At 40.9% G+C, this 26,500-nt stretch carries 24 protein-coding genes; 12 read left to right on the top strand and 12 right to left on the bottom strand.

The features are described 5' to 3' along the window. Window positions 1-157 precede the first annotated feature (157 nt). On the top strand, window positions 158-1,327 hold the full coding sequence (locus tag H6G74_RS03950; protein WP_190966403.1) for an RpoD/SigA family RNA polymerase sigma factor: 1,170 nt from the start codon (window positions 158-160) through the stop codon (window positions 1,325-1,327). A 150-nt stretch (window positions 1,328-1,477) separates the two neighbouring features. Next, on the top strand, window positions 1,478-1,963 hold the full coding sequence (locus H6G74_RS03945) for a GNAT family N-acetyltransferase (RefSeq protein ID WP_190966402.1): 486 nt from the start codon (window positions 1,478-1,480) through the stop codon (window positions 1,961-1,963). 184 nt (window positions 1,964-2,147) lie between these two features. Here the strand turns inward: H6G74_RS03945 and ylqF are convergent, their stop codons facing one another. The 5 genes from ylqF to H6G74_RS03920 form a co-directional block, all read right to left on the bottom strand. Further along, window positions 2,148-3,032: a ribosome biogenesis GTPase YlqF gene (gene ylqF / locus H6G74_RS03940; RefSeq protein WP_190966401.1), complete on the bottom strand. Its 885-nt coding sequence runs from the start codon at window positions 3,030-3,032 to the stop codon at window positions 2,148-2,150. A 76-nt stretch (window positions 3,033-3,108) separates the two neighbouring features. Continuing rightward, window positions 3,109-3,495 (bottom strand): VOC family protein, encoded by a 387-nt coding sequence (locus H6G74_RS03935; RefSeq protein WP_190966400.1) that lies wholly within the window; start codon window positions 3,493-3,495, stop codon window positions 3,109-3,111. Window positions 3,496-3,623: 128 nt separating this feature from the next. Next, window positions 3,624-4,559, bottom strand: a complete 936-nt coding sequence (locus H6G74_RS03930; RefSeq protein WP_190966399.1) for a glycosyltransferase family A protein — start codon at window positions 4,557-4,559, stop codon at window positions 3,624-3,626. A gap of 72 nt (window positions 4,560-4,631) precedes the next feature. Continuing rightward, window positions 4,632-5,471: a formate dehydrogenase accessory sulfurtransferase FdhD gene (fdhD, locus tag H6G74_RS03925; RefSeq protein WP_190966398.1), complete on the bottom strand. Its 840-nt coding sequence runs from the start codon at window positions 5,469-5,471 to the stop codon at window positions 4,632-4,634. A gap of 79 nt (window positions 5,472-5,550) precedes the next feature. Further along, a complete protein-coding gene (locus tag H6G74_RS03920; RefSeq protein WP_190966397.1) occupies window positions 5,551-6,261 on the bottom strand; it encodes a Uma2 family endonuclease in 711 nt (236 codons plus the stop codon). Window positions 6,262-6,654: 393 nt separating this feature from the next. Between H6G74_RS03920 and H6G74_RS03915 the strand changes: the two genes are divergently transcribed. Both H6G74_RS03915 and H6G74_RS03910 read left to right on the top strand, forming a co-directional pair. Then, a complete protein-coding gene (locus tag H6G74_RS03915; protein WP_190966396.1) occupies window positions 6,655-7,041 on the top strand; it encodes a 6-pyruvoyl trahydropterin synthase family protein in 387 nt (128 codons plus the stop codon). Window positions 7,042-7,489: 448 nt separating this feature from the next. Further along, entirely contained in the window at window positions 7,490-7,705 is a 216-nt protein-coding gene (locus H6G74_RS03910) for a hypothetical protein (protein WP_190966395.1), read from the top strand. A 58-nt stretch (window positions 7,706-7,763) separates the two neighbouring features. Here the strand turns inward: H6G74_RS03910 and ribD are convergent, their stop codons facing one another. Continuing rightward, the gene (ribD, locus tag H6G74_RS03905; protein WP_190966394.1) at window positions 7,764-8,990 is read right to left on the bottom strand and encodes a bifunctional diaminohydroxyphosphoribosylaminopyrimidine deaminase/5-amino-6-(5-phosphoribosylamino)uracil reductase RibD; all 1,227 of its coding nucleotides are present in this window, start codon (window positions 8,988-8,990) and stop codon (window positions 7,764-7,766) included. Window positions 8,991-9,344: 354 nt separating this feature from the next. Here ribD and H6G74_RS03900 point away from each other — a divergent pair, with 354 nt between their 5' ends. Beyond that, on the top strand, window positions 9,345-9,593 hold the full coding sequence (locus H6G74_RS03900; RefSeq protein WP_190966393.1) for a helix-turn-helix domain-containing protein: 249 nt from the start codon (window positions 9,345-9,347) through the stop codon (window positions 9,591-9,593). Continuing rightward, a complete protein-coding gene (locus H6G74_RS03895) occupies window positions 9,590-10,270 on the top strand; it encodes a BglII/BstYI family type II restriction endonuclease (protein WP_190966433.1) in 681 nt (226 codons plus the stop codon). Before H6G74_RS03900 ends, H6G74_RS03895 begins: the two co-directional genes overlap by 4 nt. Window positions 10,271-10,278: 8 nt before the next feature. Here H6G74_RS03895 and H6G74_RS03890 read toward each other — a convergent pair whose 3' ends face one another. The 4 genes from H6G74_RS03890 to H6G74_RS03875 form a co-directional block, all read right to left on the bottom strand. Then, window positions 10,279-11,367 (bottom strand): DNA-methyltransferase, encoded by a 1,089-nt coding sequence (locus H6G74_RS03890; protein ID WP_190966392.1) that lies wholly within the window; start codon window positions 11,365-11,367, stop codon window positions 10,279-10,281. Between the two features lie 182 nt (window positions 11,368-11,549). Continuing rightward, complete coding sequence (mreD, locus tag H6G74_RS03885) at window positions 11,550-12,170, bottom strand: rod shape-determining protein MreD (RefSeq protein WP_190966391.1); 621 nt, start codon at window positions 12,168-12,170, stop codon at window positions 11,550-11,552. Then, window positions 12,167-12,988: a rod shape-determining protein MreC gene (mreC, locus tag H6G74_RS03880; RefSeq protein ID WP_190966390.1), complete on the bottom strand. Its 822-nt coding sequence runs from the start codon at window positions 12,986-12,988 to the stop codon at window positions 12,167-12,169. Before mreC ends, mreD begins: the two co-directional genes overlap by 4 nt. 93 nt (window positions 12,989-13,081) lie before the next feature. Beyond that, window positions 13,082-14,089, bottom strand: a complete 1,008-nt coding sequence (locus H6G74_RS03875) for a rod shape-determining protein (RefSeq protein ID WP_190966431.1) — start codon at window positions 14,087-14,089, stop codon at window positions 13,082-13,084. A 535-nt stretch (window positions 14,090-14,624) separates the two neighbouring features. Here H6G74_RS03875 and H6G74_RS03870 point away from each other — a divergent pair. After that, complete coding sequence (locus H6G74_RS03870; RefSeq protein WP_190966389.1) at window positions 14,625-14,987, top strand: single-stranded DNA-binding protein; 363 nt, start codon at window positions 14,625-14,627, stop codon at window positions 14,985-14,987. Window positions 14,988-15,056: 69 nt separating this feature from the next. On the opposite strand, the gene H6G74_RS03865 is transcribed toward H6G74_RS03870, so the two are convergent. After that, window positions 15,057-15,797, bottom strand: a complete 741-nt coding sequence (locus tag H6G74_RS03865) for an SIMPL domain-containing protein (protein ID WP_190966388.1) — start codon at window positions 15,795-15,797, stop codon at window positions 15,057-15,059. Window positions 15,798-16,503: 706 nt separating this feature from the next. On the opposite strand from H6G74_RS03865, the gene H6G74_RS03860 reads away from it, so the two are divergent. From H6G74_RS03860 to murI, 5 genes are all read left to right on the top strand, one after another. Then, a complete protein-coding gene (locus H6G74_RS03860) occupies window positions 16,504-17,781 on the top strand; it encodes a hypothetical protein (RefSeq protein ID WP_190966387.1) in 1,278 nt (425 codons plus the stop codon). A gap of 36 nt (window positions 17,782-17,817) precedes the next feature. Further along, window positions 17,818-19,194 (top strand): cation:proton antiporter, encoded by a 1,377-nt coding sequence (locus H6G74_RS03855; RefSeq protein ID WP_190966386.1) that lies wholly within the window; start codon window positions 17,818-17,820, stop codon window positions 19,192-19,194. 602 nt (window positions 19,195-19,796) lie between these two features. Continuing rightward, window positions 19,797-21,659: an N-acetylmuramoyl-L-alanine amidase gene (locus H6G74_RS03850; protein WP_190966385.1), complete on the top strand. Its 1,863-nt coding sequence runs from the start codon at window positions 19,797-19,799 to the stop codon at window positions 21,657-21,659. Between the two features lie 515 nt (window positions 21,660-22,174). Continuing rightward, window positions 22,175-24,028 carry an N-acetylmuramoyl-L-alanine amidase gene (locus tag H6G74_RS03845; protein ID WP_190966430.1) on the top strand — a complete coding sequence of 618 codons (1,854 nt, stop codon included), beginning with the start codon at window positions 22,175-22,177 and terminating at the stop codon, window positions 24,026-24,028. 234 nt (window positions 24,029-24,262) lie between these two features. Next, window positions 24,263-25,129 (top strand): glutamate racemase, encoded by an 867-nt coding sequence (murI, locus tag H6G74_RS03840; RefSeq protein WP_190966384.1) that lies wholly within the window; start codon window positions 24,263-24,265, stop codon window positions 25,127-25,129. A 152-nt stretch (window positions 25,130-25,281) separates the two neighbouring features. Here murI and H6G74_RS31785 read toward each other — a convergent pair whose 3' ends face one another. Then, window positions 25,282-25,500, bottom strand: a complete 219-nt coding sequence (locus H6G74_RS31785; RefSeq protein WP_242051147.1) for a hypothetical protein — start codon at window positions 25,498-25,500, stop codon at window positions 25,282-25,284. Between the last annotated feature and the right edge of the window lie 1,000 nt (window positions 25,501-26,500).

The following is a 26,500-nucleotide window of genomic DNA, read 5'->3' as shown; positions in this document are numbered from 1 at the left end:
GCAGGGTTTTATCTAGCAGTAATCAAAAAGGACAGCTAGAAAAGATTTTTTTAGTTTTACTAAGTAATTAGTAGAAACTTTTACTTGGTAATTAAGAAAGTGCATTTGTTTTTAAAGGGAAACTACCAAGCCGCAAACGAGTAGCTGTCAAGGAATTATGTACCAAACAAAGCAACTATCCCTAAAGGAAACTATGAATATTGCTGAATTGGGAACAATGGAAATATTAGAACCCACTGCCGATACAGAAGAACAACTACTCGAAAGTTTAGAAATATTGGTAGAAGAAGAATCCCCAATTGCAGAAAATCTCGAACCAGAGGCACGTGATGGGGATGAGATGGCGGCAGCGCGACCTTCAGGATATAACAAAACCGAGCATGATGATGCCGTAGGTGCATTTTTTAAAGAAATGGCGCGTTATCCGCTCCTGAAACCAGATGAAGAAGTTGAATTAGCGCGGCGAGTCCGATTTTTAGAAGAAGTCCGAGACATCCAAGCCGCCTTACAAGCCGAACTAGGACAGCCACCAACCAAAGCCCAAGTAGCTGCCCAGTTTGATATGACAGAAAAGCAGCTAGAAAGCCGCTTATATCAAGGTCGAGTAGCGAAGCGCAAAATGATTCGCTCGAACCTCAGACTAGTGGTATCAATTGCCAAACGATATTTAAATCGCGGAGTACCTTTTCTAGATTTAATTCAAGAAGGGGCAATGGGATTAAATCGCGCTACAGAAAAATTTGACCCCGATAAAGGATATAAGTTTTCCACTTATGCTTATTGGTGGATTAGACAAGCAATTACGCGAGCGATCGCTAATGATGCACGTACAATTCGCCTACCAATTCATATTGTAGAGAAACTTAACAAACTTAAAAAAGCCCAACGCGAACTCAAACAAAAACTTGGTCGTAACCCCACAGAAGCAGAAATGGCCGCTTCTTTGGAAATGACCGTTCAACAACTACGCCAACTACAACAACTACGCCGCCAAGCACTCTCCCTCAACCATCGCGTCGGTAAAGAAGAAGACACCGAACTGATGGACTTATTAGAAGATGAAGACAACCTCTCTCCCGAAGCCAAAATGAATGAAAACATGATGCGCCAGGAGATTTGGGAAGTTCTAGGTGACGTACTAACCCCACGAGAAAAAGACGTAATTTCTTTACGCTATGGACTGACAACCAGCGAACCATGCACCCTAGAAGAAGTTGGCAATATGTTCAACTTGTCCCGTGAACGAGTCCGTCAAATTCAAAGCAAAGCCATGCGAAAATTACGTCGTCCACATATTGCAAAACGCTTGAAAGGGTGGTTAGTGTAAAAGTCAAAAGTTAAAAGTCAAAAGTCAAAAGTGATAGCTATAGTGGCTTAGACATCTGAACCTGATAAACCACTTCATAACCCGTAACCTGCTCTTGACTACAGCCCATTAACTATGGACTAATGACTATGGACTGATGACAAATGACAAATGACCGATTTAATTTTGCGTTCTGCGGAACCTGCTGATAGCAACGTACTATTTCAATTAATTAAACAGTTGGCGGAATATGAGAAATTATCTCATGCCGTTACCGGGAATGTTGCAGCACTCCAAGAGCATCTATTTGGTGAACCAAAATATATAGAGGCCATTTTGGCAGAATATCAAGGACAAGCTGTAGGTTTTGCCTTGTTCTTTTACAACTATTCTACCTTTCTTACCAAGCCAGGAATTTATCTCGAAGATTTGTTTGTTTTACCAGAGTATCGCCGTCAGGGTATTGGTAAAGCACTTTTAACTAAACTAGCGCAAATTGCCGTCGAGCGAAATTGCGGACGCTTAGAATGGAGTGTGCTGGATTGGAACGAACCAGCACAAGCATTTTACCGGAGTATGGGAGCCAGCATCTTAGATGATTGGCGAATTTGTCGCGTCACGGAAGAGAACCTGAAAAATTTAGCCGCAAAGCAATAAACAGGACTGATAAAAATGGGTGTAATATCGTGTCCGGTAAAAGACTTATCATCAAGACCGCAGGGGATAGGGGTAGGAAGAGTTTTGTCTTTCTGCACAGATATACTAAATCATTACTGATTTACCGGACATGATATAAAGTGAACGAATAGCGATCGCTCAAAAAAATGCCGGGAATCGCTGTTTATAAGTTTGGTGGTAATTCTAGAGGAATTGTCCCTAATAAACCCTTGCGATAATCTGTGAAAAGTTGTCTCGCCGCCCGTTCCACATCACCGTTGTAACGATGTTCTGCCAAAGCTTCTAAGTATGATTCGCCTGTGTAAGATGACGAGTCGAGTTCGTAGCGCAACTTGAACGGTGACTCTGGTAATAAATGATTCGCTGTTATATGGATTTCATTCAGAAAATCTACGAATGCTGATGCGACGAGTTGATTATCATAAGATGCTTGTCCAATATCGTCACAAATTGCTAACTTCAAAGCTGCGGCTTGATTTTCTAAGCGGGAAGGAATCACACCAGGCGCATCAAGTAATTCTAATTGATCAGATATACGTACCCAACGTAAGTTACGTGTGACACCTGGACGCGCTGCACTTTCCACTACACGCCGTCCCAAAAGTCTATTAATTAAGGCTGACTTACCAACGTTAGGAAAACCAATCACCACAGCCCGGACAGGACGGGGTAACATACCGCGATCGCGTCTTCGTTGATTCAGTTCCACACCCGCAGCTTGGGCGGCTTTAGCCACAGCCGTCACACCTTGACCATGTTGGGCATTGGTAAAATAAGGCACTTCTCCTTGACTTTTAAACCAATCTGTCCATAGGGATCGCACTTGGGGCGTAATCATATCTAAGCGGTTCAATACCAAAATCCGCGTTTTGCTTCCCACCCATTCACCGATTTGCGGGTGGTGCGTCGCCAAAGGAATTCTCGCATCGCGGACTTCTAATATCACATCTACCAGCTTTAGCTGTTCTTTGAGATTCTTTTCCGCCTTGGCAATATGACCCGGATACCATTGGATCAGGTTTAATTTGTAGTTGTTTGTAAGAGACATATTTTTGTAGGGTGTGGGGAGTGGGGAAGACAAGGGAGACAAGGGAGATAAAAAACTAATGACAAATGACAAATGACTATTTAATATTGACTCCCTTAGCTTCATGCAGAATTAGGCGATTACCTTCAGGATCGTAAGCATAGATTTCTCGTCCGTGGGAAGCGATGGAGATTTCGCCGGGTGGAGGATAGCCTAAATTGGTGAGATGAGCGATCGCACTTTCTAAATTACTCACCTCGAAGCACAAACTTATTTTACTTTTAGTTGAGTGGGCAAATTCTGACTCATGACTCTGTTTCGGTTGAAAAATTCCCAAGCGTAGACTTTTTAGTTGAAACTCTGCATAAACATTGGGAATTAAATTACTCGGTTTTTCACTTAATAACTGGGTATAGAAATTTACTAAATTTTCTAAATTAACTGTGGCGATCGCCACGAAAACTTCAGTATATCGCAAAACCATCACTATTATATTTCTCAGACTGTGGTTAATTCATACCACTTTTATCAGATGTTGCAATCTATAAATTCTGTAGAGACGTTGTATATAACATCTCTACAACAGTATTTTCTGCTTGATTAGTTCAACATTTAAAACATTGCAGACTTAGCTTGAGCAATTGCATTTAGCCAGGGTTTGATATCATTACCATCCGTGTGCATATTCCATCGCTTACCACTGCGTTTGAAGGGATAAACATTGTTTTCTACAGCCCACATTAAATCATCTAAATGTTTAATAAAATTTTCACCATGTTCTACAGGATGAATTGCCCAAGTCCCAGCCGTCATTGACCAACGTTCAAAACCTTTGACTTTAAAAGTATGCGTAATTGAATTTTCTAATGGCTCTTTGATATCCTTTTGGAGTAGTGGTAAAACTTGCTTTTCTAATCGCTGGCGGTCTAAAAGAAAATATCTTGTAGAAACATTACCTGCTTTATTCCACAACTTTTTAGGTTTAGATTTTGCTGGACGACCAGTTAATTTTTCGAGAAAACTTTTGGCTTGTGGTGGCCCGCCTTCGCAAGTAGCAATCACAACTGATGGATTTGCCTGCAACATTTCAATTCCTTCATCTATCCAAGATTGTCTGGTTGCATCTCGGTAAAATAACACATCAGAATCAACATGCAGAATATAATCACCAGTACACTGTTCTAAGGCAAACAGATATTGATAAATTGGCGCTCCATCAAAATCTTTAACATCTATATCATCACGCCCAAAATACTTTTTTAAGACTGACCTTTGCAGTTCTTCATCCCAAGGTATTTCGTCTACTCGATCAATAATTCCCTCAGTTTGCAGTTGCAATAATTTCGTTCTTAATTCCTCTATTTGTCCTGTTTGACGTTCTAGATATTTACCAGATGGCTTACCAGGATCTAATGCTACCAGCTTTTCGGAGAATGGATAATCTAGAGAACGCATCATACTCCGAAGTATTTTATCGATGAATGGGGTATCAACAATGCACGCATTTACAGTAAAGCTAACTTTCGGCTTTTGACCAAGCGTGTTCATATTTAAATATCCTAGGTTTTGATGACAGAATTACGTAAAAATCAAGTAAAAAGTGTGATTTTTTAGAGCATATCACGCTGTAATTATTCTCTGGCATCCGGTATAAACATTAAAGCGGTTTCCCCGTAAAAATCCTACTAAAGTAATACCAAATTCTTCAGCGACAGATACCGCCAAACTGCTAGGTGCAGAAACAGAACAAACAACCGGAATTCCTGCAACTACAGATTTTTGCAAAATCTCAAAACTAGAACGTCCACTCACCATAACAATATGACGATTAAAAGGTAAATCACCGCTTAGTAAGGCGTTACCAATCAACTTATCTAAAGCGTTGTGACGACCAACATCTTCTTGTAAGTTCCCAATTTTGCCTTCAGCATCAAATACTGCTGCTGCGTGTAACCCTCCAGTTGCGGAGAAAATACCCTGATGCGATCGCAACTGATCAGATAAGCTGTAAATAACCTCAGACTTGACTGTTAATTCCGAAGTAATTTTTGTGTAACCCCGCAAGTGTAAAGCCTCAACACTCGCTTTACCACAAACTCCACAGGCACTATTAGTATAAAAATGACGTTCTAAAGGCTGTAAATCTGGATTTAACCCTGGCTTTAACTGCACATTAATAATGTTATAACGCTGCTCACCATCTACAGATTCATCTGTGCAGTAACTCATCCTGTGAATATCTTGTTTGCCATTAATCACACCTTCACTAAAAAGAAATCCAGCCGCTAATTCAAAATCTGCGCCTGGAGTTCGCATAGTAATAGCTACTGTGCGCGATGGCGATATCAACCGAATTTCTAAAGGTTCTTCTGTGGTGAGTTGGTCTTGTCGTAGGCGTTTTTTGCCATTTTCGACTACCCAAACTTGCGTTTTAGTTTTGCTTTTAGCCGGGGGTTTCATTGATTAGAATAACAGTCATACTTATTCAGTCCTATTATTAATTAATCAAGGGTGCGATCGCTCAATATCATCAATAATTTTACAGAACATCGGGATCAACATTTAACTCCCGCAACTTAGCGGCTAGACGTTCCGCACGCTGCATTTCCTGTTCTGCGCGTTGTTTTTCCTGTTCTGCACGCTGTTTTTCCTGCTGTGCCAATTCTTCTGGTGTCGGCAATAACTCCCCTTGTGGCGTAAAATAGCGTAATTGATTATTCTGGACACCCAAATATAATTCTAACTGCTGACTCCATAACCAACCTTGAGGATTCGGTTCTATTGGTTGGTATTGAGCATAAACTAATTGAAAGCCTGCAAATTCTAAATTATTGGGGTCAAACCAAAAATATTCCGGTGTGCGAAAAGTATCTTGGTAGATTTGTTTTTTTAAGCCTTTATCTGTGGCTTTTGTGGAAGAAGAAAGTAACTCGACAATGATATTAGGATATTTACCGTCTTCTTGCCAAATCACCCAACTTTTGCGAGGTCTTCTTTCGCATCCCCGCACCACAAAAAAATCAGGGCCACGAAATTCTTCTGATTTGAGTTGACGTTGACTGTAATATATTGTCAGATTCCCAGCCGCATAAAAATCATTACGGTTTTGCCACCACAATTCTAAACATTGTAGTAACAAAATAATTTGGCGTAGATGTAAATCGCTTTCCAATGGTGGTTCGTCACTATATATATCTCCTGGTGGAAATATTATATCTGTGGTTGGCGGCAAATCTTGGGCAACTGACATGACTTTCTTGGGGTTAGAGTTGAGTCAACTGGATGGAGATTACAGATGTCATTACTATCATAATCTGGTTGAATCTTGAAAATACTGAGTAGCGATCGCATTTTAACTGCCAACACTACCAGCGCGATCGCACACTTACAACTGTGATAAATTCTTTAAAATGCCAAGCTAACCCAATATCTGCCATATTATTTTTTTAAACTAGTATTAGCAATACTATAAAAATCTGATTGATTTACACATGCAATTACAAGAGATACAGCAGATTTCCAGTTAGTTAAGTACAGAATTTAGGATCAACGCTAGGCTAAAATCCTATTTTGATGCTGAATTCTGTATTCTGACTCCTAAATTTTACTGTAAGTATTTATCTGCCTACGAGGTAATCTTAAAATGCCCAAATGGAAAGTAGTAACGGAATTTTCTTTTAACAGCGCCCACTACATCAAAGATTATGATGGCCCCTGTGGTCGGATGCACGGACATAATTACCAAGTCCGCATAGAAGCTATATCAACACAGTTGCATTCTTCACAATTTTGTCCTCATCCAGTCATGGTAGCAGATTTTAGAACTTTACGCTGGGCAAAACAAGATGTTACAAAAGGCGGTCTTGACCACTGCATTTTAAATGAAGTTATGCCTCCTGAATATGAGACTACGGCGGAAATGATTGCTAAGTATATTTACGATGAAACTAAGAAGCGAGTACCGCCAAATGTACAATTAAAAGTTCATGTTTCGGAAACGCCTAATAGTTGGGTGGAATATGAAGAATAATTTTAGTCAGTAGATTGTTACACATCTTTATCATTCGACGAAGTTAGTCCCCATCAAACAAGTTTCATCATTCTGCATAAAAGAGGGACTAATTTCTGGTTTTTAGTCTTTAGCCCCTCATTTATCCTTTTTTCGGCACACAAATTTAGTAGCAATGATTTATTGTTTTTTAAATATTTTTGTTAATTAAATACATTCTTAAACCTAAAGAATTAAGATATTTCTTTCGGTAGATGGCATTTACAAATTATCATAAGAATACCAAGATAGTATTAGTGAATTTTTATGAACTAATTGATGTAATAGCGCCTTTCTGAAAGTTCATAAAGTTATAAATCACATTATTAATTTTTTAATAATACTTGTCTCAGCTTGTACATTCATGCCATAAGTCACCGCCGAAATTGTGTAATCTAAAAAAAGCTAGGCTAATCTTCAATGAGGTCTGATGACTCCCAATATTCTGCGTCAGCTTTGGTCTGTGGTTGAAACTGCCCAAACCATGACCCTCCTACAGCTGGATGATGCTAGCTTGGTGCAATGGTTGGTAAAACAAACCACAACACAAGTTTTCTTAGATTCCCATGAGGTTGATTCTCTTGGTGACTATATTCAATCCCGGCTAAGTCTGATACGAGATATCGCTTATGAGCGACATTATTAATAAGTCAATGGTCAAGAGTCCAGAGTAAAACCATTGATCATTGACTTTTGATGATTGACTATTGAGGTAAATAACCTTCCACTAAGCAATCGGAACCAACCACACGCCAACGCACATTTTCTAAGGGCAATGCTTCGGTCATGTTAGTAAAACCCAAATCACCAACGGGAGTAGGCGCATGACTACCACCAATAATTTTAGGAGCAATAAAAGCCATAATTTTTTGTACCGCTCCTTGAGCGATCGCACTTGCAGCTAAATTACCGCCACACTCCCACAAGACACTGCAAAAACCCCGTTCATATAAGTGCATCATTGCTTGTGCGGGTGTCAGTGCGGGTAATTCCACAACCTCCACGCCACGTTTAAGTAAGATTTTTTGCAGATCAGGGTTAGCCCCAATTTCAGTTAACACCAAAGTCGGTGCTTCTTGGGTTTCCCATAAACGGGCGGTTTCTGGCAAGTTGAGTTGACGACTCATCACTACTCGTAACGGATTATGCGCCTCTACTTGATGGCTAGTTAAAAAAGGATTGTCTTGTCGGACTGTATTACCACCAACAATGATGGCATCGCAAGCCGCCCGTAGTTGATGTACTTCACTGCGGGCGGCTTGATTTGTCACCCAAGTACTATGACCAACAGTCGTAGCAATTTTGCCATCTAAAGTCATGGCATATTTCAAAATACCAAAAGGTTTTTTATAGAGAATGCGATGTACAAAAGCTTCATTTAGCTGCTGACAAGCCTCAGTCTCTACCCCAACTAACACCTCGACACCAGCAGCACGTAAACGCGCAATCCCGCCCCCAGCTACCAAAGGGTTAGGATCAACCATACCCACCACTACCTTAGCCACACCAGCCTTAATCAATCCTTCCGAACAAGGAGGAGTGCGCCCATAATGATTGCAAGGTTCCAGGTTGACATAAACTGTAGCACCATGAGCGCAATCACCAGCAGCCCTCAAAGCAAAAACTTCCGCATGAGGTTCACCAGCACGGGGATGAAACCCTTCACCCACAATCTCGCCATCTTTGACTACAACCGCCCCCACTAAAGGATTAGGCGAAGTGCGCCCTAAAGCACGGCGGGCAAGTTCCAAGCATCGCTGCATCATCTGGGAGTCAAAGTCAGCTTCACTGCTCATACTGTTCTGCTTTGGGGAATCAAATACCACTGGCGTTGGCGCAGCCTCTCCAGAGGAGAATCGCAATCTCAAGCCATCTTCTTGAGTGTAATTTAGCGATGTATCTACTTGAGTAACAACTGGGGAATTATCCATAAATTTTGAGCAATAATTTCAAGATTCTGCACGTTACCAATTTGGATCTTCATACCTCAACATTAATATTTCCAAGTTACTGTTCGCTGTCGGCGTGCTTACTTAAATAACGAAATCTCCACGCCAAAATCTACACAACACTAACCAGCATCTCAAATGTAATTATATTTACCATACCTGTTTTCCTTTTATCTCAGTAGGCTCTCGCTAAAACATTACTCACAGAATTATACTAATAACCTATTTTGGGTTAATCCTATATTAGGTTTTAGTATCTAACAAAACCTTGATTGCAGTACTTGAGAAAACTCTCGTAGAGATTAAGTGAACTGTTAGAAAACAAGTAAAATTCATGTGCCTAAATCAATCTTTACTGAAAGATACAATCGATTTCGTCAATTGCTGATCAAAGCTCGCCAAGCAGCTATGCTAACTCAATCTGAGCTATCAAATAAGCTTTCTCGTCCACAATCATACGTCTCGAAGTATGAACGCGGTGAACGCCGTTTGGATCTAATTGAGTTCTTAGAAGTAGTGGAAGCCCTTCAGGTCGAACCAGAAACATTTATCAAAACATTACTTGAGGAAAACGAGGAGAAATAATCATTATTATTCAAGTCTCTGATTTTAACAATGCCGATCAGATTATCGGACCCAACACAGAGTATGAATCTGAATGGAACGAAATTAGTACTAGCCTGACTAAAATGCCTTTGCATATTAAGCCTTCTGATCAGGCAAATATTAAAGGTAATCCGATTTTTGATCCAGTAGGCAGTAATCAATATATAAAAAATACATTGGTCAAACTAGGATGGCATAGTAATATCTTAATTCCAGTAGAATACAGATTCTTGGGAAAAGACGTTGATTTTGGTAAATCAGGTATTCTGCTAGAAAGCCAATTTTCTAACTATCCATTTCTTTTAAACAATCTCTTACGCTCAGAGTTATTTTTTAAAAGTAGAATTCATTTTGCAGGTAACTCTACAAAGCTATTAGTGATTATTACAAAAGCTCAAATGTTTCCTGCTTCTAATAGTACTCTTTACTACGAACAAGCTGTTCAACAATTAACTGCGTTAATTAAACATCATGTCTTTGATATACCAATTAGGCTAATTGGATTATTCGAGCAGAAGAATACCACCATATCAGCCGTTTCTACTATATATCAAAGTACAAGATACTCTAGAATTGTCAATACACAGATTGATTGCCAATGTCAAATCCTACCAAGTCATGCCAGAAGCAAGCGTTATAAAATTCATATACTTTAGCTCAAAATTTAGAAGAGTTCTAACTCTATTTGTTGACTTTTCTGAATTTTCTCCGCAGTTTTTCTACCATTGCCATTGAGTTTTGGATCTATTGGAATATCTTCACCTTGCAGAGTAGCAGAAAAAGCTGCTTCCTCATACAGTAATCGCTCATACATCTCTTGCAAATGGTACTCTTCTGGGTAGATTTTGGCTTTACTTCTATCTGAGGCTTTTTCGCCAATTTGCACATCAAATCTAAATTTCTCGATGGGCTGACCTGTACGCTCAACATAATCTCGTAAAGTTTTTAGATTCGGAAAATAACCTTTTTCATCAGGTTCCCCACTGAGTCGGCGAAGTCCTACTTGATGATATTTGGAGTCTATTTCCGTACCAATAAAGTTACGGTTGTGGTTTTTGGAAACAACTGCAACTGTACCTGCACCCATATATGGGTCAAAAACTAAATCACCTGCATTAGTTGTAGCTAATACAATTCTGGACACCAAATCTTCTGGGAACTGGCAAGGATGTATTGTTTGTTCTTCATGATTATGTTTCACATTGCGGAATAACCAAATGTCACCAGGGTTTTTACCATCTGGATTACAGGATAATTCTCCTTTACGATTTCCTCGATAATGCTTTTTATTTTGATATTTTTGCGGAACTCTTATAGCATCTAAATTGAATATATATTCATTAGTTTTCGTAAACCAGAGAATTGTTTCATGTCTACAAGAAAATTTCTTTTGAGCATGAAGTCCATGTTGTCTAGCCCAGATAATTCTATTTCTTGGCAGTAAACCACATGATTCTAATATGGGAAACAAGCGAATATCTAGGGGAATAATCGTACCTTTATCCGCAAAAGCTCCTACCTGCCAAAATAGAGAACCTGTTTTTTTTAAAACCCGGCCGCACTCTTGTAGAACATTTTTTTGTGATTCTAGATAAATATCGAGAGCTTGTCTTGCTTCGTATTCCTTTCCTAAATTATATGGAGGTGAAGATATAACTAAATCAATACATTCATCTGGTATTTCTTTTAATAGTGTTATGCAATCTCCTAAAATAATTTGATTGATTGGTAGTTTCTGTCTTTGATCCTTCAACGTTACACCTACCTTTTGAGCAAAACACTTAATTATTCAATACAATAACCCAAAACAGGTTATTAAAACACCTCACATCAAAATTATTGACTATTGACTTTTAATCAAAAAGAGTGAGGATTTAGGCTCTTAGCCTATGATTCCTCACTCCCAAATTTACACTCAAGATATTTCCTCTGTAACTATTGTTCGATCGCTTTGCGCTTTTGCCACCACAAATTGAGGGGATAGTAAACGACAGGAGCCCAAAGACTACTGAGAATAGCTGACGCTAGGGCAACTCTTTGGTAATAAGCCCAGATGTATTCTACTTTGCGATCGCCAGTCAAACTCAATTGCAACCCAAAAATTGACTCCGACAAAATGGCCATGATAAAGACAATTAAAGCGATGGAAATAAAGTCTTCTTGGATAAATCGCTGCTTCTGCACTAATCCAGTGAGTAATCCCACCAAACCTAAAGTGACGGCGTGAGTTGGATTTGGCGAAGTTAGGGCATCTTGCAGTAGTCCTAAAACTATACCTGCGATCGCTCCTTCCCAAACAGAGCGTTTGACACTCCAAGCCACTACCCAAATTAACAGCCAATTCGGACCCAGTCCCAACAATTCTGTACCAGGAAAGCGAGTCGGTAGTAACAGCAAGCATAGCAGCACAGATCCAACTGTCACAGACAAATCTAACAGTTGCACTACACGCGGATGCCAACGGGCGATGGGTTTGCGATAAGCTTTAGATTTTGATTTTCGTTCCGCAGCTTTTGGCTTGTTCGATTTACGACCACTAAATGAAGGTATCTTCATTGTTGATTTGCCTGTTCTTGTTCCTTGGACTGTGGCGTTTCCTGTGGTTGGTTTGTTGGTTTAGGATACACAGCCACCCAATCTAATGACCTAATTGGTGGGAAAAGTTCAACTTTCGCCACTGATGCTGGCAGTTTCTTTAAATCCAAAGATTTGATTTTGCCTACTGCTAAACCAGATGGGAATTTTTGACTGTAAGTGGAAGTCGAAACTAAATCTCCGACTTTGACATTCGGCACTTTTTCATAAAATTCCAGCACCGCTTCTGCGGAAGAATCGCCCCGTAATACTCCCTTGGCAGAAGTACGGCTAACAGTCACACCCACTTGACTTTTGAGGTCACTAATCAACAACACACGGCTAGTATTCGGGGTGACACTATCTACCAAACCAACTAATCCACCCTCAGCCTTGACAATATACCCTTCTTGAATGCCAGAATTTGAGCCACGATTCAGGGTTACTTGTTGCCACCAATGATCTGCACTCCGCCCTACTACCCGCGCTGGTACTGGACGTGATGCGGCTGGCTCAGGTTGGACATAACCCAATAAATTTTGTAACTGTTGATTTTGGCTTTCCAGTTCTTGAATGCGGGTTTGCATCTCCATAAACTGGGCATCTTTGAGGCGTTCTTCTAAACGTTCTTCAGGAGTTTGGCCAGATTGTAAAAGCTGTAGAGGACTTGTCACTACTTGATAAACTTCCAGTAGCATTGCCCCTTGAGTTTGTCGTAATATCCAAGCACCACCTAGTACAAGGGCCAGCGAAGCAACCTGTAACCCTTTGCGACCCCACCAACGACGTACAGTAACCATTTATACCTGTTTCTATATTTTGATAGATATCGGATTCTATTTATATGAAACCCAAATTCAAGGCAAATAGAACCCAATATCTCATATTTTTTCCTACATATTTTTAGAACGGCCGCTGAATACCCTTTCCAGCTGTTTAAAGTTCTCTAAGACACGGCCTGTTCCCAGTACAACACAGCTAAGTGGATCAGCCGCTATGTGAGTCACAATACCCGTTTCATGACTGATCAGGGTATCAATGCCTTTGAGTAGCGCCCCACCACCAGCCAGCATAATACCACGGTCGATGATGTCAGATGCTAGTTCTGGCGGGGTTCTTTCTAATGTCCGTTTTACCGCTTCGACAATGATGGATAACGGTTCCAACATACTTTCGCGGATTTCTGGACTTTTGATGGTAACAGTGCGGGGTAAACCAGACAGTAAATGTAAACCTCTGACTTCCATCATGATTTCGTTATCTTCATTCGTGGGATAGGCTGAACCCAGACGAATTTTGATTTCTTCCGCAGTCCGTTCACCAATTACCAAGTTATGCACTTTCTTCATATATTGGACGATGGATTCAGTCAGTTCATCACCAGCAATGCGTACTGATTCACTCAACACTGTGCCTTGAAGACTCAACACCGCAACTTCCGTTGTGCCACCACCAATATCGATAATCATGTTACCAGTGGGTTCGGCAACTGGTAGACCTGCGCCAATTGCGGCGGCAACTGGCTCATCGATTAAATATACTTCTCTTGCCCCAGCTTGAACTGCGGCATCCATTACAGCCCGTCTTTCTACCCCAGTGACACCACTGGGAATCCCAATCACAATTCGCGGTAAAATCAGCGATCGCCCTTCATTAACTCGCTGAATAAAACTTTTCAGCATTAACTCTGCCGTATCAAAATCAGCGATTACACCGTCACGCAAGGGACGCAAGGCAATCACGTTTTCCGGTGTGCGACCGAGCATTTTTTTGGCATCTTCTCCTACTGCCAGCGCCACCTTTTCGATTTGGTCGATCGCCACTACAGAAGGTTCTTGCAGTACAATGCCTTTACCTGATACATAAACAAGGGTATTGGCAGTACCGAGGTCGATACCCATATCCCATGATGAGCGAAAGTTCCTAAACAGCCCCACGCTTCTCTACGCCCCCTATTCGCAATACTTTTTGACTATAAAAAAATGTTAGATGGAATCGTGCTGGATTCTATTACGTTTTTGATCATCAGTCTAGTAAAGTTGGCCATTTTTTGATTTACTTTTGACCATACTGACTAGATTTGTGACATCCACGTTTTCGATATTCCTTGCCCAACTCAGTATATCCGTACGGTTTTATTAGTTTTCCCTAAGTGATAGCTCAAATTAATATAGCTTGCAACGTTGTTAAGTTTTTAACACATTTTTAATCATTAGGAGCCAGAATACAGAATTCAGAATTTCCTATGCTGGAAATCATAGGTTTGGGCTAAAAAGGAATTTGTACTTCTTCACGCACCATGAAAATCATTTTCATTCAGTCGACCCCAAAGGTTTATTTTGAATTCTGACTCCTGAATTCTGTTTTATTCAGTTCATAATTGGCTATTATGGAAAACAAGATAAATCAGTACGTCAGTACTAAAAGGTAAGACACATGACTATTAATATAGTCCACCTCATTGGTCGTGTAGGTGGCGACCCAGACATGAAATATTTTGATTCCGGTAAAACTAAATGCAGATTAACCCTGGCAGTCAACAGAAGAACACGTAACAGTGACGAGCCTGACTGGTTCGAGTTGGAATTGTGGGGCAAGACTGCTGAAGTGGCGGGTAATTATGTACGCAAAGGTAAGCAAATTGCCGTCAAAGGTTCCTTAAAGTTTGACTCCTGGAACGATCGCCAAACCGGAGTTAGTCGTTCTAAACCTGTGATTGTTGTAGATCAGTTGGATTTATTAGGTTCTAAAAATGAAGGAGACAGCAGTATGAGCGATATGTCTCCCGATAATTTTTAGTTGGTCATTTGTCCTTAGTCATTAGTCCTTTGTCATTACAAATGACCAATGACCAATGACAAGTGACAACTAATAACTAATTTGCAACGTCACCGATGCTTCTACGTCTTGTTCACCACCAACTACCGGAGTGGAAACATCTTCAGCCACTTTTGCCGCCTGGGCGCGTAAAAAGACAGGTGGTGGGGCGCTGGCATTATTAACTTGAATGCTGACGATTTCTTTAGATTTGAGTCCTAAAGAGCTTAATACAGCATCAGCTTGTTTTTGGGCATCCTGAGTAGCTTCTTTGAGTGCGACTTCGCGGGCAGCGGAGATCGCCTCATCACTAGCAATAAAACTAACACCGTTAATTTGCGTTGCCCCAGCTTTCACCGCATCATCTAGCAATGTACCGGCTTTCTCGGTAGGAATGCGAAAACTCACATTATTCACAGCAGCATAGCCAGTAATGCGCTGCACATTGTTGGTGTAACTGTAAACAGGATTGAGACGGATACCTGTAGTTTCTAATTTCTCGACATTACGACTTTTGAGTAAAGCGACCACAGCCGATGACCGCTTGGCAGCTTCTTGCTGGACTTCTTGAGCAGTTTTACCTTGAATCTCCACCCCTAAATTCACCAACGACAAAGTAGTAGGAATTGACTCCATCCCCCTTCCACTCACCGTCAAAGTCCGCCATAACTTTTCTTTTTCTTGGGCTGATGCAGGTAAAGCCATCGTGACAAATAACAGCAAAGCTAACGGTAGAGATTTCCAAAACTTCCTAGCACAAAATTGAGAACCAGACAAAGCAGTTCTAGACATAAACTTGCACTCCTCTAAACAATATATACAGATGCTAATAAGTAAACTGCATCGAACAATCATTCGTTAACTGTCAAGCATTAATAGTTAACATTAAGAAGTAAAAAGTAAAAAGATAATCCCCATAAATAAATTTAGGAGCCATTTACATGGTGTTAGCACAGCATTAGCGACGTAGGAACCTCGGCAGTCCAGTCAGAGGAACTGCCTGCCTAGCGTGGGCTGTTGATTTATTCTTTTTCTTTTTTTTGCCTTTTAACTTTTTACTTTTGCCTTGTTCAGTTAATTCGCTCGATACCATTTCTATGTTTTTACTGTGACACTGCTCTAGTCAAAAACAGGTATGGTTACATTTTTGGAAACTAAAAAATCACAATGAAGAGTGCTGAGTTGAAAGTGCTGAGGATGATGAATTTAATTTTGTCCAACTCTATAAGTTTTTCCAGCCTGCGTAGGCAGGCTTAGTTCCTGTAGCCGCGACTTCAGTCGCAGGCGTGCAAAGTTTGAGCTTTGAGTATTTAGGCGTAGGAATTACAAAGAAAGGATAAAGATTTAAGTAGATATACTGTTCTTATCTGATTTAAGCGAGCTGCATAATAAGCCCAACTATAAATACAAAATTTTTCGCCAAATCTTTTACGCCAATTAACTGCTTAACTGGCTCTAGATTCGGCATTCACAAAATATTATTTAGTGGAATAGATCCATGCTCTTGAGCATAGCTGAACGTCAGATGCACTGGGTGCGCTGTCTGTTAACTTTCGCATGGCTCCTAATCATTGCTTCCCTATTGTACGACCCTTGGACTCCGGCTCTGATTCACTTAAATCATACTTCTACGCCACAGAAATTTGCGGTTAGCTGTATTCATGTGCAAGGTAAATGCTTACCAGAGCAAGCATATCCTTTGGGAACAACTGTGATGTGGGGAGTAATTGTACCTGCATCCATTTTTATTTTGCTAGTGTTTGGCCATGAACTGTGGCGACGCATTTGCCCGCTTTCGTTTCTATCACAAATTCCCCGCGCTTTGGGTTGGCAGCGTCATTATCAACACCAGCAATCTCGATTAAAAAAAGTAAGCTACAGATTAGCCAAAGTCAATCCTAAATCTTGGTTGGGCAGAAATTATGCCTACCTCCAGTTTGGCTGGTTGTTTTTAGGGTTATGTGGCCGGATTTTATTTTTTGATGCCGATCGCCTAGTTTTGGCATCATGGTTGTTATTTACAATTGTCTTTGCGATTACCGTTGGCTACTTTTATAGCGGCAAGACATGGTGTAATTATTTTTGTCCAATGGCACCAGTAGAAAAGATTTACAGTCAACCCAGTGGGTTATTTAGTAGTAAGGGCGATAGCAGTGATCAACTTATCACTCAGTCTATGTGCCGCATTGTTTTGCCAGAGGGTAAAGAACAAAGTGACTGTGTTGGCTGTCAAAATGCTTGTATTGATATAGATGGCGAACGGGCTTATTGGCAAGACCTGAAAAAACCGGCAGAATCTTTTGTGCGCTATGGCTACAGTGGTTTAGTAGTTGGTTACTTTATTTATTACTACCTGTATGCAGGCAATTGGGAATATTACTTTTCAGGGGCTTGGGCGCGGCAAACCAACCAACTGGCGACTCTATGGAGTCCGGGACTGTATTTATTTGAACGACAAATTAATCTACCCAAACTCATAACTGTGCCAATCATCTTGGGAGCATGTACAGCGATCGCTTATATTTTAGGACGCTGGGCAGAAACACAAGCAAAAGCCTACAGTCGTCGGCGTAACCTTTATCTGTCTCCTCACATCATTCGCCATCGGATTTTTACAATTTATACCTTTGGCATCTTTAATTTCTTTTTTATTTTTGCTGGTCGTCCTCTGATTTTATTACTGCCATCTTGGATACAGTGGATTTATAATTTACTCCTAGCTTTAGTAAGTACACTGTGGTTCTACAAAAATTTGCCCCGCAGTCCGCATCTTTAACAGGTAAAAATAAAGAGAAGGATTTTCGCGGAAACCATGCAGTTTTTAGATGTAATCAACTTTTCTTTTCCTCTGCTGGCCAGTACACCAGAAACAGCAGACAGTTCTATGGTATTGGCGGCTGTGCTGCTGAGTTTAGTGGTAATTTACTTCGCCAGTAAAGTTGGTGGGGAGTTATCCAACCGCATTGGTTTACCACCTGTGTTGGGCGAACTTGTCGGTGGTGTAGTTGTGGGTGTTTCTGTACTGCACCTGTTGGTGTTTCCTGAAGGTGGCGCAGACAGTTCTAGTTCTTTAATTATGGTGTTTCTCCAAACTACTGCCGGTCTCACTCCAGAAGCCGCACCCCAGGTATTTGCCGCCCAATCAGAAGTGATTTCTGTGTTATCAGAATTGGGTGTAATTATTTTGTTGTTTGAAATTGGCCTAGAGTCGAACTTAAAAGACTTAATGGCCGTTGGTATCCAAGCAACCATTGTGGCAGTAGTGGGAGTGGTAGTACCTTTTGCTGCTGGAACTGTGGGTTTAATGACTTTGTTTGGTATTGGTGCTGTGCCGGCAATTTTTGCAGGTGCGGCTTTAACAGCAACAAGTATTGGAATTACCTCTAAAGTCTTGGCAGAAATTGGCAAGCTCAATTCCAAGGAAGGGCAAATTATTCTCGGTGCGGCTGTGATTGATGACGTACTCGGAATTATTGTCTTAGCGGTAGTTGCCAGTCTCGCTAAAGATGGTGCAGTGGATGTAGGTAAAGTAATTTACTTAATTATCAGTGCTACAGCATTTTTATTGGGTGCGATCGTTTTGGGTAATGTGTTCAATAAAACATTTGTAGCGATCGCAAATCAACTCAAAACCCGCGGCGAGTTAGTCATTCCCGCCTTTATTTTTGCCTTTGTCATGGCATATCTGGCTGCCATCATTCAATTAGAAGCCATTTTGGGTGCTTTTGCTGCTGGTTTAGTCTTGGAAGAAACAGATAAGCGTAAAGAACTGCAAAAGCAAGTTATTCCTGTAGCTGATTTGATGGTGCCAATTTTCTTTGTCACCGTTGGCGCAAAAACTGATTTGGGAGTGCTAAACCCTGCCATTCCCAGCAACCGTGAAGGTTTAATTATGGCTATTTTCCTGATTACAGTAGCCATCATTGGTAAAGTGATTACAGGTTTGAGCGTATTTGGTCAACCCCAAATCAATCGTTTAGCGATCGGTGTAGGGATGATTCCACGAGGAGAAGTTGGATTAGTATTTGCTGGTGTCGGCGCTGCTAGTGGCGTTCTCTCAAAATCATTGGGGGCGGCAATTATTATGATGGTGATCCTCACAACTTTTTTAGCTCCGCCTTTGTTACGTTTCGTATTTCCCGATTCCCAAAAAGTTGCAACTGACTCCGAACAATTAATTCAAGATTAAAGCCGAGTCACTGGGGCTAGGAAGCAGAAAGGTGGCAATGAAATTATCTACTTCCTCCTTTCTGATTTCCTCATCCCTGAGTTAATGACAGGAAACTTCTGTCTCGGAATCTGCGTCCTCTGATATCGTTGTTTTCTGCTATTGTGACTATTGATTCTTAACTTTGAGAAAGCAATTTGTTACCAAACTTACCTGATTACTAATCTTCATCCCAATATGTTCATAGTGACTAAAAACTAGTAATTACCAATATTGCAACATTCCTGAAAACAAGTTGAAATGTATTAATTCTACAATTGCTGACTCATCCCAAAAAACACAAAATTAACAGAAATTGACCAAAACCAGAATTATCTGGTTATATTTGTGTTGCCTCTCCTACTAATTTGCTTGGGATAGCCAAGGTAGTTAGTAAATCCACAGAGCATAAAATTTAGACCTCAAAATAACTTACACTCTGTCATCTGTTACCTGTTATTAATTGTTTCTTTAACCCAAAAAAAAGTTCAGGTCAAATCCCAAAATTATTTCGTAACTGGCGCACAATTTACGCAAATTTTTGAGATATTGACTTCCATGAATGTGAATCAGGAGAAAGGATTGTGAAATTACACTGGTTACTACCCGGTACTGTTGGGATGATCTGCTTACTGTCTTCGCCAGTGTTGGCAGCCAGACTGGAGTCTTGGCGGTTTGATGCCAAGCAAAACCGTCTAGAATTTAATACTTCTGGCGGTGTCCAACCCAAAGCACAACTCATTTTTAATCCCACACGCCTGGTTATTGATTTACCAGACACAACCTTTGGCAGACCACAGTTAACACAACCTGTAGGCGGGGCAGTTCGGGCTATTCGTGTTGGTCAGTTTGAACCCCAAACAGCCCGGATTGTGGTTGAACTTGCTCCTGGTTACACTCTTGACCCCCAAGGGATAAAATTTGTCGGGATAACGCCCAGTCGTTGGACAGTACAATTACCTAGACCCAGACTAGAGCCTGTAAACTCTTCCGCAGATAATGTTTACAACGTAGTCACCAGCCTGGACTCAGATGCAAGACCACCATTACCCAGAGTGAGCAGCACGACACAAAGCAGCACTCAAATTGACAGCTTACAAGTGACAGGCGATGGCTTTTTTGTGCGGACTAGTGGCGGCAATCCCCAAATTAGAGTAAATCGGAGCCGCGATCGCTCTACAATTTTTATGGATATCTCCAACGCCACTTTATCCACAAATTTGGCACAGCGAGACCTCAGCGTTAACAAACATGGTGTGAGTCGTGTAGAGTTTACCCAACTCCAAACCAGTCCCCCAGCAGTCCGGATGACTTTGCGGGTAGATAAAAATAGCCCAGACTGGCGAGCAGCTAGAAGTGGTGCGACTGGTTTAATCGTTCTACCCAATAGATTTGCCAGATTACCAGGAAATAACTCTAATAACTCTTCGGATAATCAACCAGAGTTGTCTGTTCCCAGTCGTCGCATTGTCAGTGACCAACCAGCCACAATTGAAGCTGTAGAACTGTCTGATGATAATAAGCAACTTTTAATTCGAGCTGATCAAACCATAACTGCTAGGGGTGGCTGGGATAGAACTTCTGGTTTGTATCGCATCACGATTAATGATGCGAAATTAGCACACCGGATTAAAGGCCCTACATTGAATGCCAACAGTCCCATTTTGCGGGTGCGCCTGCAAACACCAGACTCGAACACGGTGGTGATCTTAGTTCAACCTGCGGCGGGAATACAATTTGGGCAAATTAACCAAAATAATGACGAAGTAGCACTGCAATTACAAGGTGAGCGCCGAGTTGTCACAGTTCCTGGCACATTGCCTTTTCCTTCAGAGCGCGGCCAATTACCAGATCCTAATGAAAATTCTACTTCCCGACCTCCAGTTAACACACGCCCCATTCCCAAAGGCAGAGTTGTAGTGGTGATTGACCCCGGACATGGCGGTAAAGACCCCGGCGCAATTGGTATTGGTGGTATCCGTGAAAAAGATATCATTCTCCCCATTAGCAAAAGGGTGGCGGAAATCTTACAGCAAAATGGTGTGCAGGTGATTATGACGCGCAATTCTGACTATTTTGTGACTCTTCCTGGACGAGTCCAATTAGCAGAGAGAGCCAACGCTGATGTGTTTGTCAGTATCCACGCTAATTCTGCCGGCGCTGGTCGTCCCGATGTCAGTGGTTTAGAAACTTATTATTATGACAGTGGTTTGGGTCTAGCGCGGGCTGTACATAACAGTATTCGGCAAAGTGTGAATGTCCGAGATCGGGGTGTGCGCCGAGCCAGATTTTTTGTCCTGAGAAAAAGTTCTATGCCTTCAATTTTGGTCGAGACTGGTTATTTAACTGGTCGGGAAGATATTGCGAAGTTACGGACTTCAGCTTATCAAAATCAAATGGCAGAAGCGATCGCCCGTGGTGTACTCCAGTACCTCAAACGGAGATAAGTTATATAGTTAGCAGATTTTAGTAAAAATACTTAACTAATCCGATGAATAATTCATAGTTTTGTCTGCTTAATCGTCATCTTGCTGATACCAAGCAAAATCTGACTGTAATATCACTGATGAAAATTTCTTGTTCTCACTTTTTGGGTGAGAACTAATTTTTTAGTACTAGTAGATACATTTACATATCATTTTCTGCTCAAAATGCTAGATTAAATGTCGCCAGATTTCCCGTCGTCAGTTGATAGTAGGAATAACTTTTTGGGTACATTGATAATCAGCCATCAAACAACTCAAAACTAATTCCTACTGATTTTATGTATATTGACTGAAAGTATTTATTGTCTTGAGTGCCAGCACATAATTACTGGCTGTTACAGAAGTTCTGATGAACAATGTCCACCATACAGACTTCTAGAATTAAAACTAGGTTTGGCGGTGACGGTGTGAGGATTTACCAATAGATACGTGGACATATTGACTGCTTCTATGAACAGAAATTAGGAGAAATGACTGTGAAACTACACTGGTTACTAACCGGTACTATTGGAACAATCTTTTTATTATCGTCACCTGCTTTGGCAGCAAAGCTGGAATCTTGGCGCTTTGATGCTAGGCAAAACCGCTTAGAATTTAATACTTTGGGAGCGGTGCAACCCAAAGCGCAACTTATTTTCAATCCTACTCGGTTGGTAATCGATTTACCAGATACAGATTTTGGCAGACCACAGTTAACACAACCTGTAGGTGGCGCAGTCCGCTCAATTCGGGTGGGACAATTTGACCCCCAGACCGCCAGAATTGTTGTTGAACTGGCTCCTGGTTATACTATTGACCCCCAAGCAATCAAATTTATTCCTACTAATGGTAGCCGTTGGTTAGTACAATTACCGACACCAACCACCATACCCATCACTTCATCAGCAGATATTTCACTCCAGCCAGAACCCCAGCCTTTAGAAACAACACCTAATTCCAACTTTCCTTCTAGAAATATCTACTCTGTTGTCAAACCCGACCCAGTAACATCAAATACCAGAATTCCTGGTAACACTCTCGCTGCTGTGACTCAACTGGAAAGTTTGCGAGTCACTGGGGATGGTTTTTTTGTTCGGACTAATGGTGGTAATCCCCAGATTCAGGTAAATCGCAGTTCTGACAAACGCGCAGTTCATATCGATATTGCTGGTGCGTCTTTGTCTTCTGGTTTATCGTCACAAGATTTATCGGTGAATCGTTATGGTGTCAGTCGGATTCAATTTTCTCAGTTGCAAATGCGACAACCAACAGCCCGCATCACCTTATATGTGGAACCAAATAGTCCTGATTGGCGAGCCAGTAATAGTAGCGTTGGTGGGTTTGTAATTATACCGAATCGGCTAGTGAGATTGCCAGGAAATAGTGATAGCAATGTCATTTCCCAGGCTAACGACTCACCCGCCATCATTCAAGCGGTGGAGTTAGCCGAGAACGGCACACAACTGTTAATTCGCTCTAACAGACCTGTATCTGCTAGGGGTGGCTGGGATCGATCCTCTAGTTTATTTCGGATTGCGATCGCTAATTCTCAATTAGCCCCCAGAGTGATCGGCCCTACTTTTAATGCCAATAGTCCCATTTTGCGGGTACGTTTGCAACCCCAAGATGATTCTGTCAATATTTTGATTCAACCAGCTGCGGGAGTGCAAATTGGGGAAGTCAACCAAGTTAGTAATCAGTTGTTGGCTGTACAGTTACAACGCACTCGCGCAGTTACACCACCAATAGTTTTACCACCTCTACCTTCACCTAGCGATATCTCAGTACAACCGCCACGCCCAGTCCCCAACGGCAAATTGATAGTAGTGATTGATCCTGGACATGGTGGTAAGGATTCTGGCGCTCCTGGTTTGGGAGGATTATTAGAAAAAGATGTGATTTTACCCATTGGCAAACGAGTAGCCGCAATTCTAGAACGCAATGGTGTACAAGCAGTCCTCACCAGAGATGCTGACTTTTTTGTTGAACTTCAAGGAAGAGTAGATATTGCTGAACGCGCCAATGCAACTTTATTTGTGAGTATCCATGCTAATTCTGTAGATAATCGCTCTGATGTGAATGGCTTAGAGGTATATTACTACGATAGTGGTTATGCTTTAGCTGAAGTAGTTCGTAAAACTATTCTGGAAGATATTGGCACAATTAAAGACCGAGGCACACGCAAAGCGCGATTTTATGTCTTGAGAAAAAGTTCTATGCCCTCGATTTTAGTAGAAACAGGTTATATGACTGGTAGAGAAGATAATCCCCGCCTAGGTTCTCCAGAATATCAAAATCGGATGGCAGAAGCGATCGCTCGTGGTATTCTCAAGTACTTACGCCAAAGGTAAGAATACAGCCAATCTCAAAATATAGTACAAGTTTTTAATTAATGAGGTGATATTTGCAGAAGAAGTTCAGCAGTCAGAATTAATCAGTAGATGTCTTAAACCAGCTATTTGTAGAGAAATCTTTCACTTATTCTGACTTCTGACTCCTGAATTCTATTTGCTAAACTAGTCAGTTCACAAATTGTCTGCTAAATTCTGTATTTTAATTGCTAAAACCTAAATCAATATCTGCCTGTGTATTCATCTTCCATTTTTGAAGGTAATCTTTACGATTTTTCTGATAAAGAACCTCAACGCGCCCCTATCGGGGTTTTTGACAGTGGTGTGGGTGGGTTAACGGTACTGCGACAAATTTACCGCCAACTACCAAACGAATCGATTATTTACTTTGGTGATACCGCTAGGCTACCTTACGGGATTCGTTCTCAAGCCGAAATTCTTCAGTTTGTGCGCGAAATTCTCTCCTGGATGGAGCAACAAAAAGTCAAAATGGTAGTGATGGCTTGTAACACCAGTTCCGCCCTCGCTTTAGACATTGTTCGTCAAGAATTTAATATTCCAATTTTGGGTGTAATTCTCCCTGGTGCGAAGGCGGCGGTACAACAAGGTAAGCGCATTGGTGTAATTGCTACCCCAGCTACAGCTAAAAGTAATGCTTATAAGCAAGCCATTCTCGAAATTGACCCCGAAGTACAAGTTTGGCAAGTTGGCTGTCCAGAGTTTGTCCCACTGATTGAGCAGAATCGCATCAATGACCCTTACACTACTGAGGTAGCCCGTTCTTATTTAGAGCCTTTACTTCAGCAAGAAATTGATACTTTAGTCTACGGCTGTACTCATTATCCCCATTTAGCACCAGTACTGCGATCGCTACTTCCCAACTATGTCAAATTAGTTGACCCGGCTGTTCACGTTGTCGGTGCTTGTTCCCAAGATTTAGAGTTGTTGGGCTTAACTAATACTCACCCGCCATTACCAACTCGCTTTGTTGTTAGCGGTTGTCCCCAACAATTTGCTCAGTCAGCAGTCCAATGGCTAGGTCATACCCCATTGGTCGAAGTCGTAGATTTAAATAACACAGTTGTTTCCCAACTTTCATAAACCAAAATGAAGTATGAAACTTCAGAAATTTCATACTTCATCATAGGACTCATATTTGATTCCAGATAAGACTTCTTTCCTACTCCCCACTCTCTACTCCCTACTCCCTGTATACACCAGTAGTTTTGGGAATCAAACCTTATTCCTATAATTCATGTGACTATTGACTCGTGACTGTTTACCACCTCAGTTACTTGTGAGGCGACAGATATCTCCTGCTGATGTTTCTCATGATTCTTGGATTTTGAGAAAGAATTCTGAGCAACAGATTTTTGACTACTGCGCTTTGCTAGTGCTAATAATAGATAAACAGTGAATAAATACCCAGCAGCTAAAATAAAAATCATCATAGGCATATTAGCGTAAATCATTGTTCTACCAACTTTTTTCCCCGAAAAATATCAATTTTCATCCCATACGTAGAACTTCAACCATGCAAGATCATTCTTGATGGTCGCAGTTTGCTATGCTAAATCTGCCGTAGAGTTATGAAGCTCTTCGGTCAATCAAGTTAACTATTTAATTGAAGTTATTTGCAGACAATAAATCCCACAACGGTAAATTTGCCAAATGGCATAATTAACCGCGCTCCTCAGCAGTTTACTTAGTCTGCATTATTGCTTTTCACACCTCTGTGGTAGGATATACCACGACTCCCAGCGCAAGCTGCAAGCCGAAAACGAAATCCTGTAAGGACATCGCTTCACTCCATCCCAAGAAGTTTATCTGCCACTACAGAATCACAAGAAATAAGTCTCTTGGTTTTATGCTGTTGGCAATTAGCTATTCTGGATTCAAAACAACGAGCAGGTAACGCCACCAAAAAGTGCTTTACCTCCACGCTGTCAATACCTGAAAAATTTAAAATCCCTACATTTTAGCGTAACACAATGAACCTGACTTTTAAGCCAAACTTGAGGCTAAATTTTGAATTTTTTAGCAGGTTAAATTCACGGATGCCACAAGTTTTTCTTTGATTAAAAATATTATTTTTGTCTTATTGGAGCATAAATCATCAAAACCTAACACCCTGTTAATGTAGTTATTATTACCCAGGTTTAGGGATGTTAAATATAAATTTATAGTAAAAATCAAAGATATTCCTCAAGAATAATGCTTACTGAATTAGCCGACTCAATTATTTAATTTTCTTATACTTGTATATATACTTAGCATACTGAAAAAGACATAAAATTCTGAGTCTAGAAAACATAAACCACTCATCGGGAATCGTCGCTAGAACCATTGATAAAAATTATGATTCTCCCAAACTGACTTGTTATATTTCTTTACATCATCTACTCGTAGCAGCAGATAATTTTACGCTTAATATTTATTAAGTATAAGCTTGTATGTTGAACCATGCTGTGG

Origin of the sequence: Nostoc spongiaeforme FACHB-130 (assembly GCF_014698475.1) — a bacterium.
Taxonomy (GTDB): domain Bacteria; phylum Cyanobacteriota; class Cyanobacteriia; order Cyanobacteriales; family Nostocaceae; genus Nostoc_B; species Nostoc_B spongiaeforme.
Note: the sequence above shows the minus strand (reverse complement) of the source record. Positions and strands in the feature narration are given on the sequence as shown.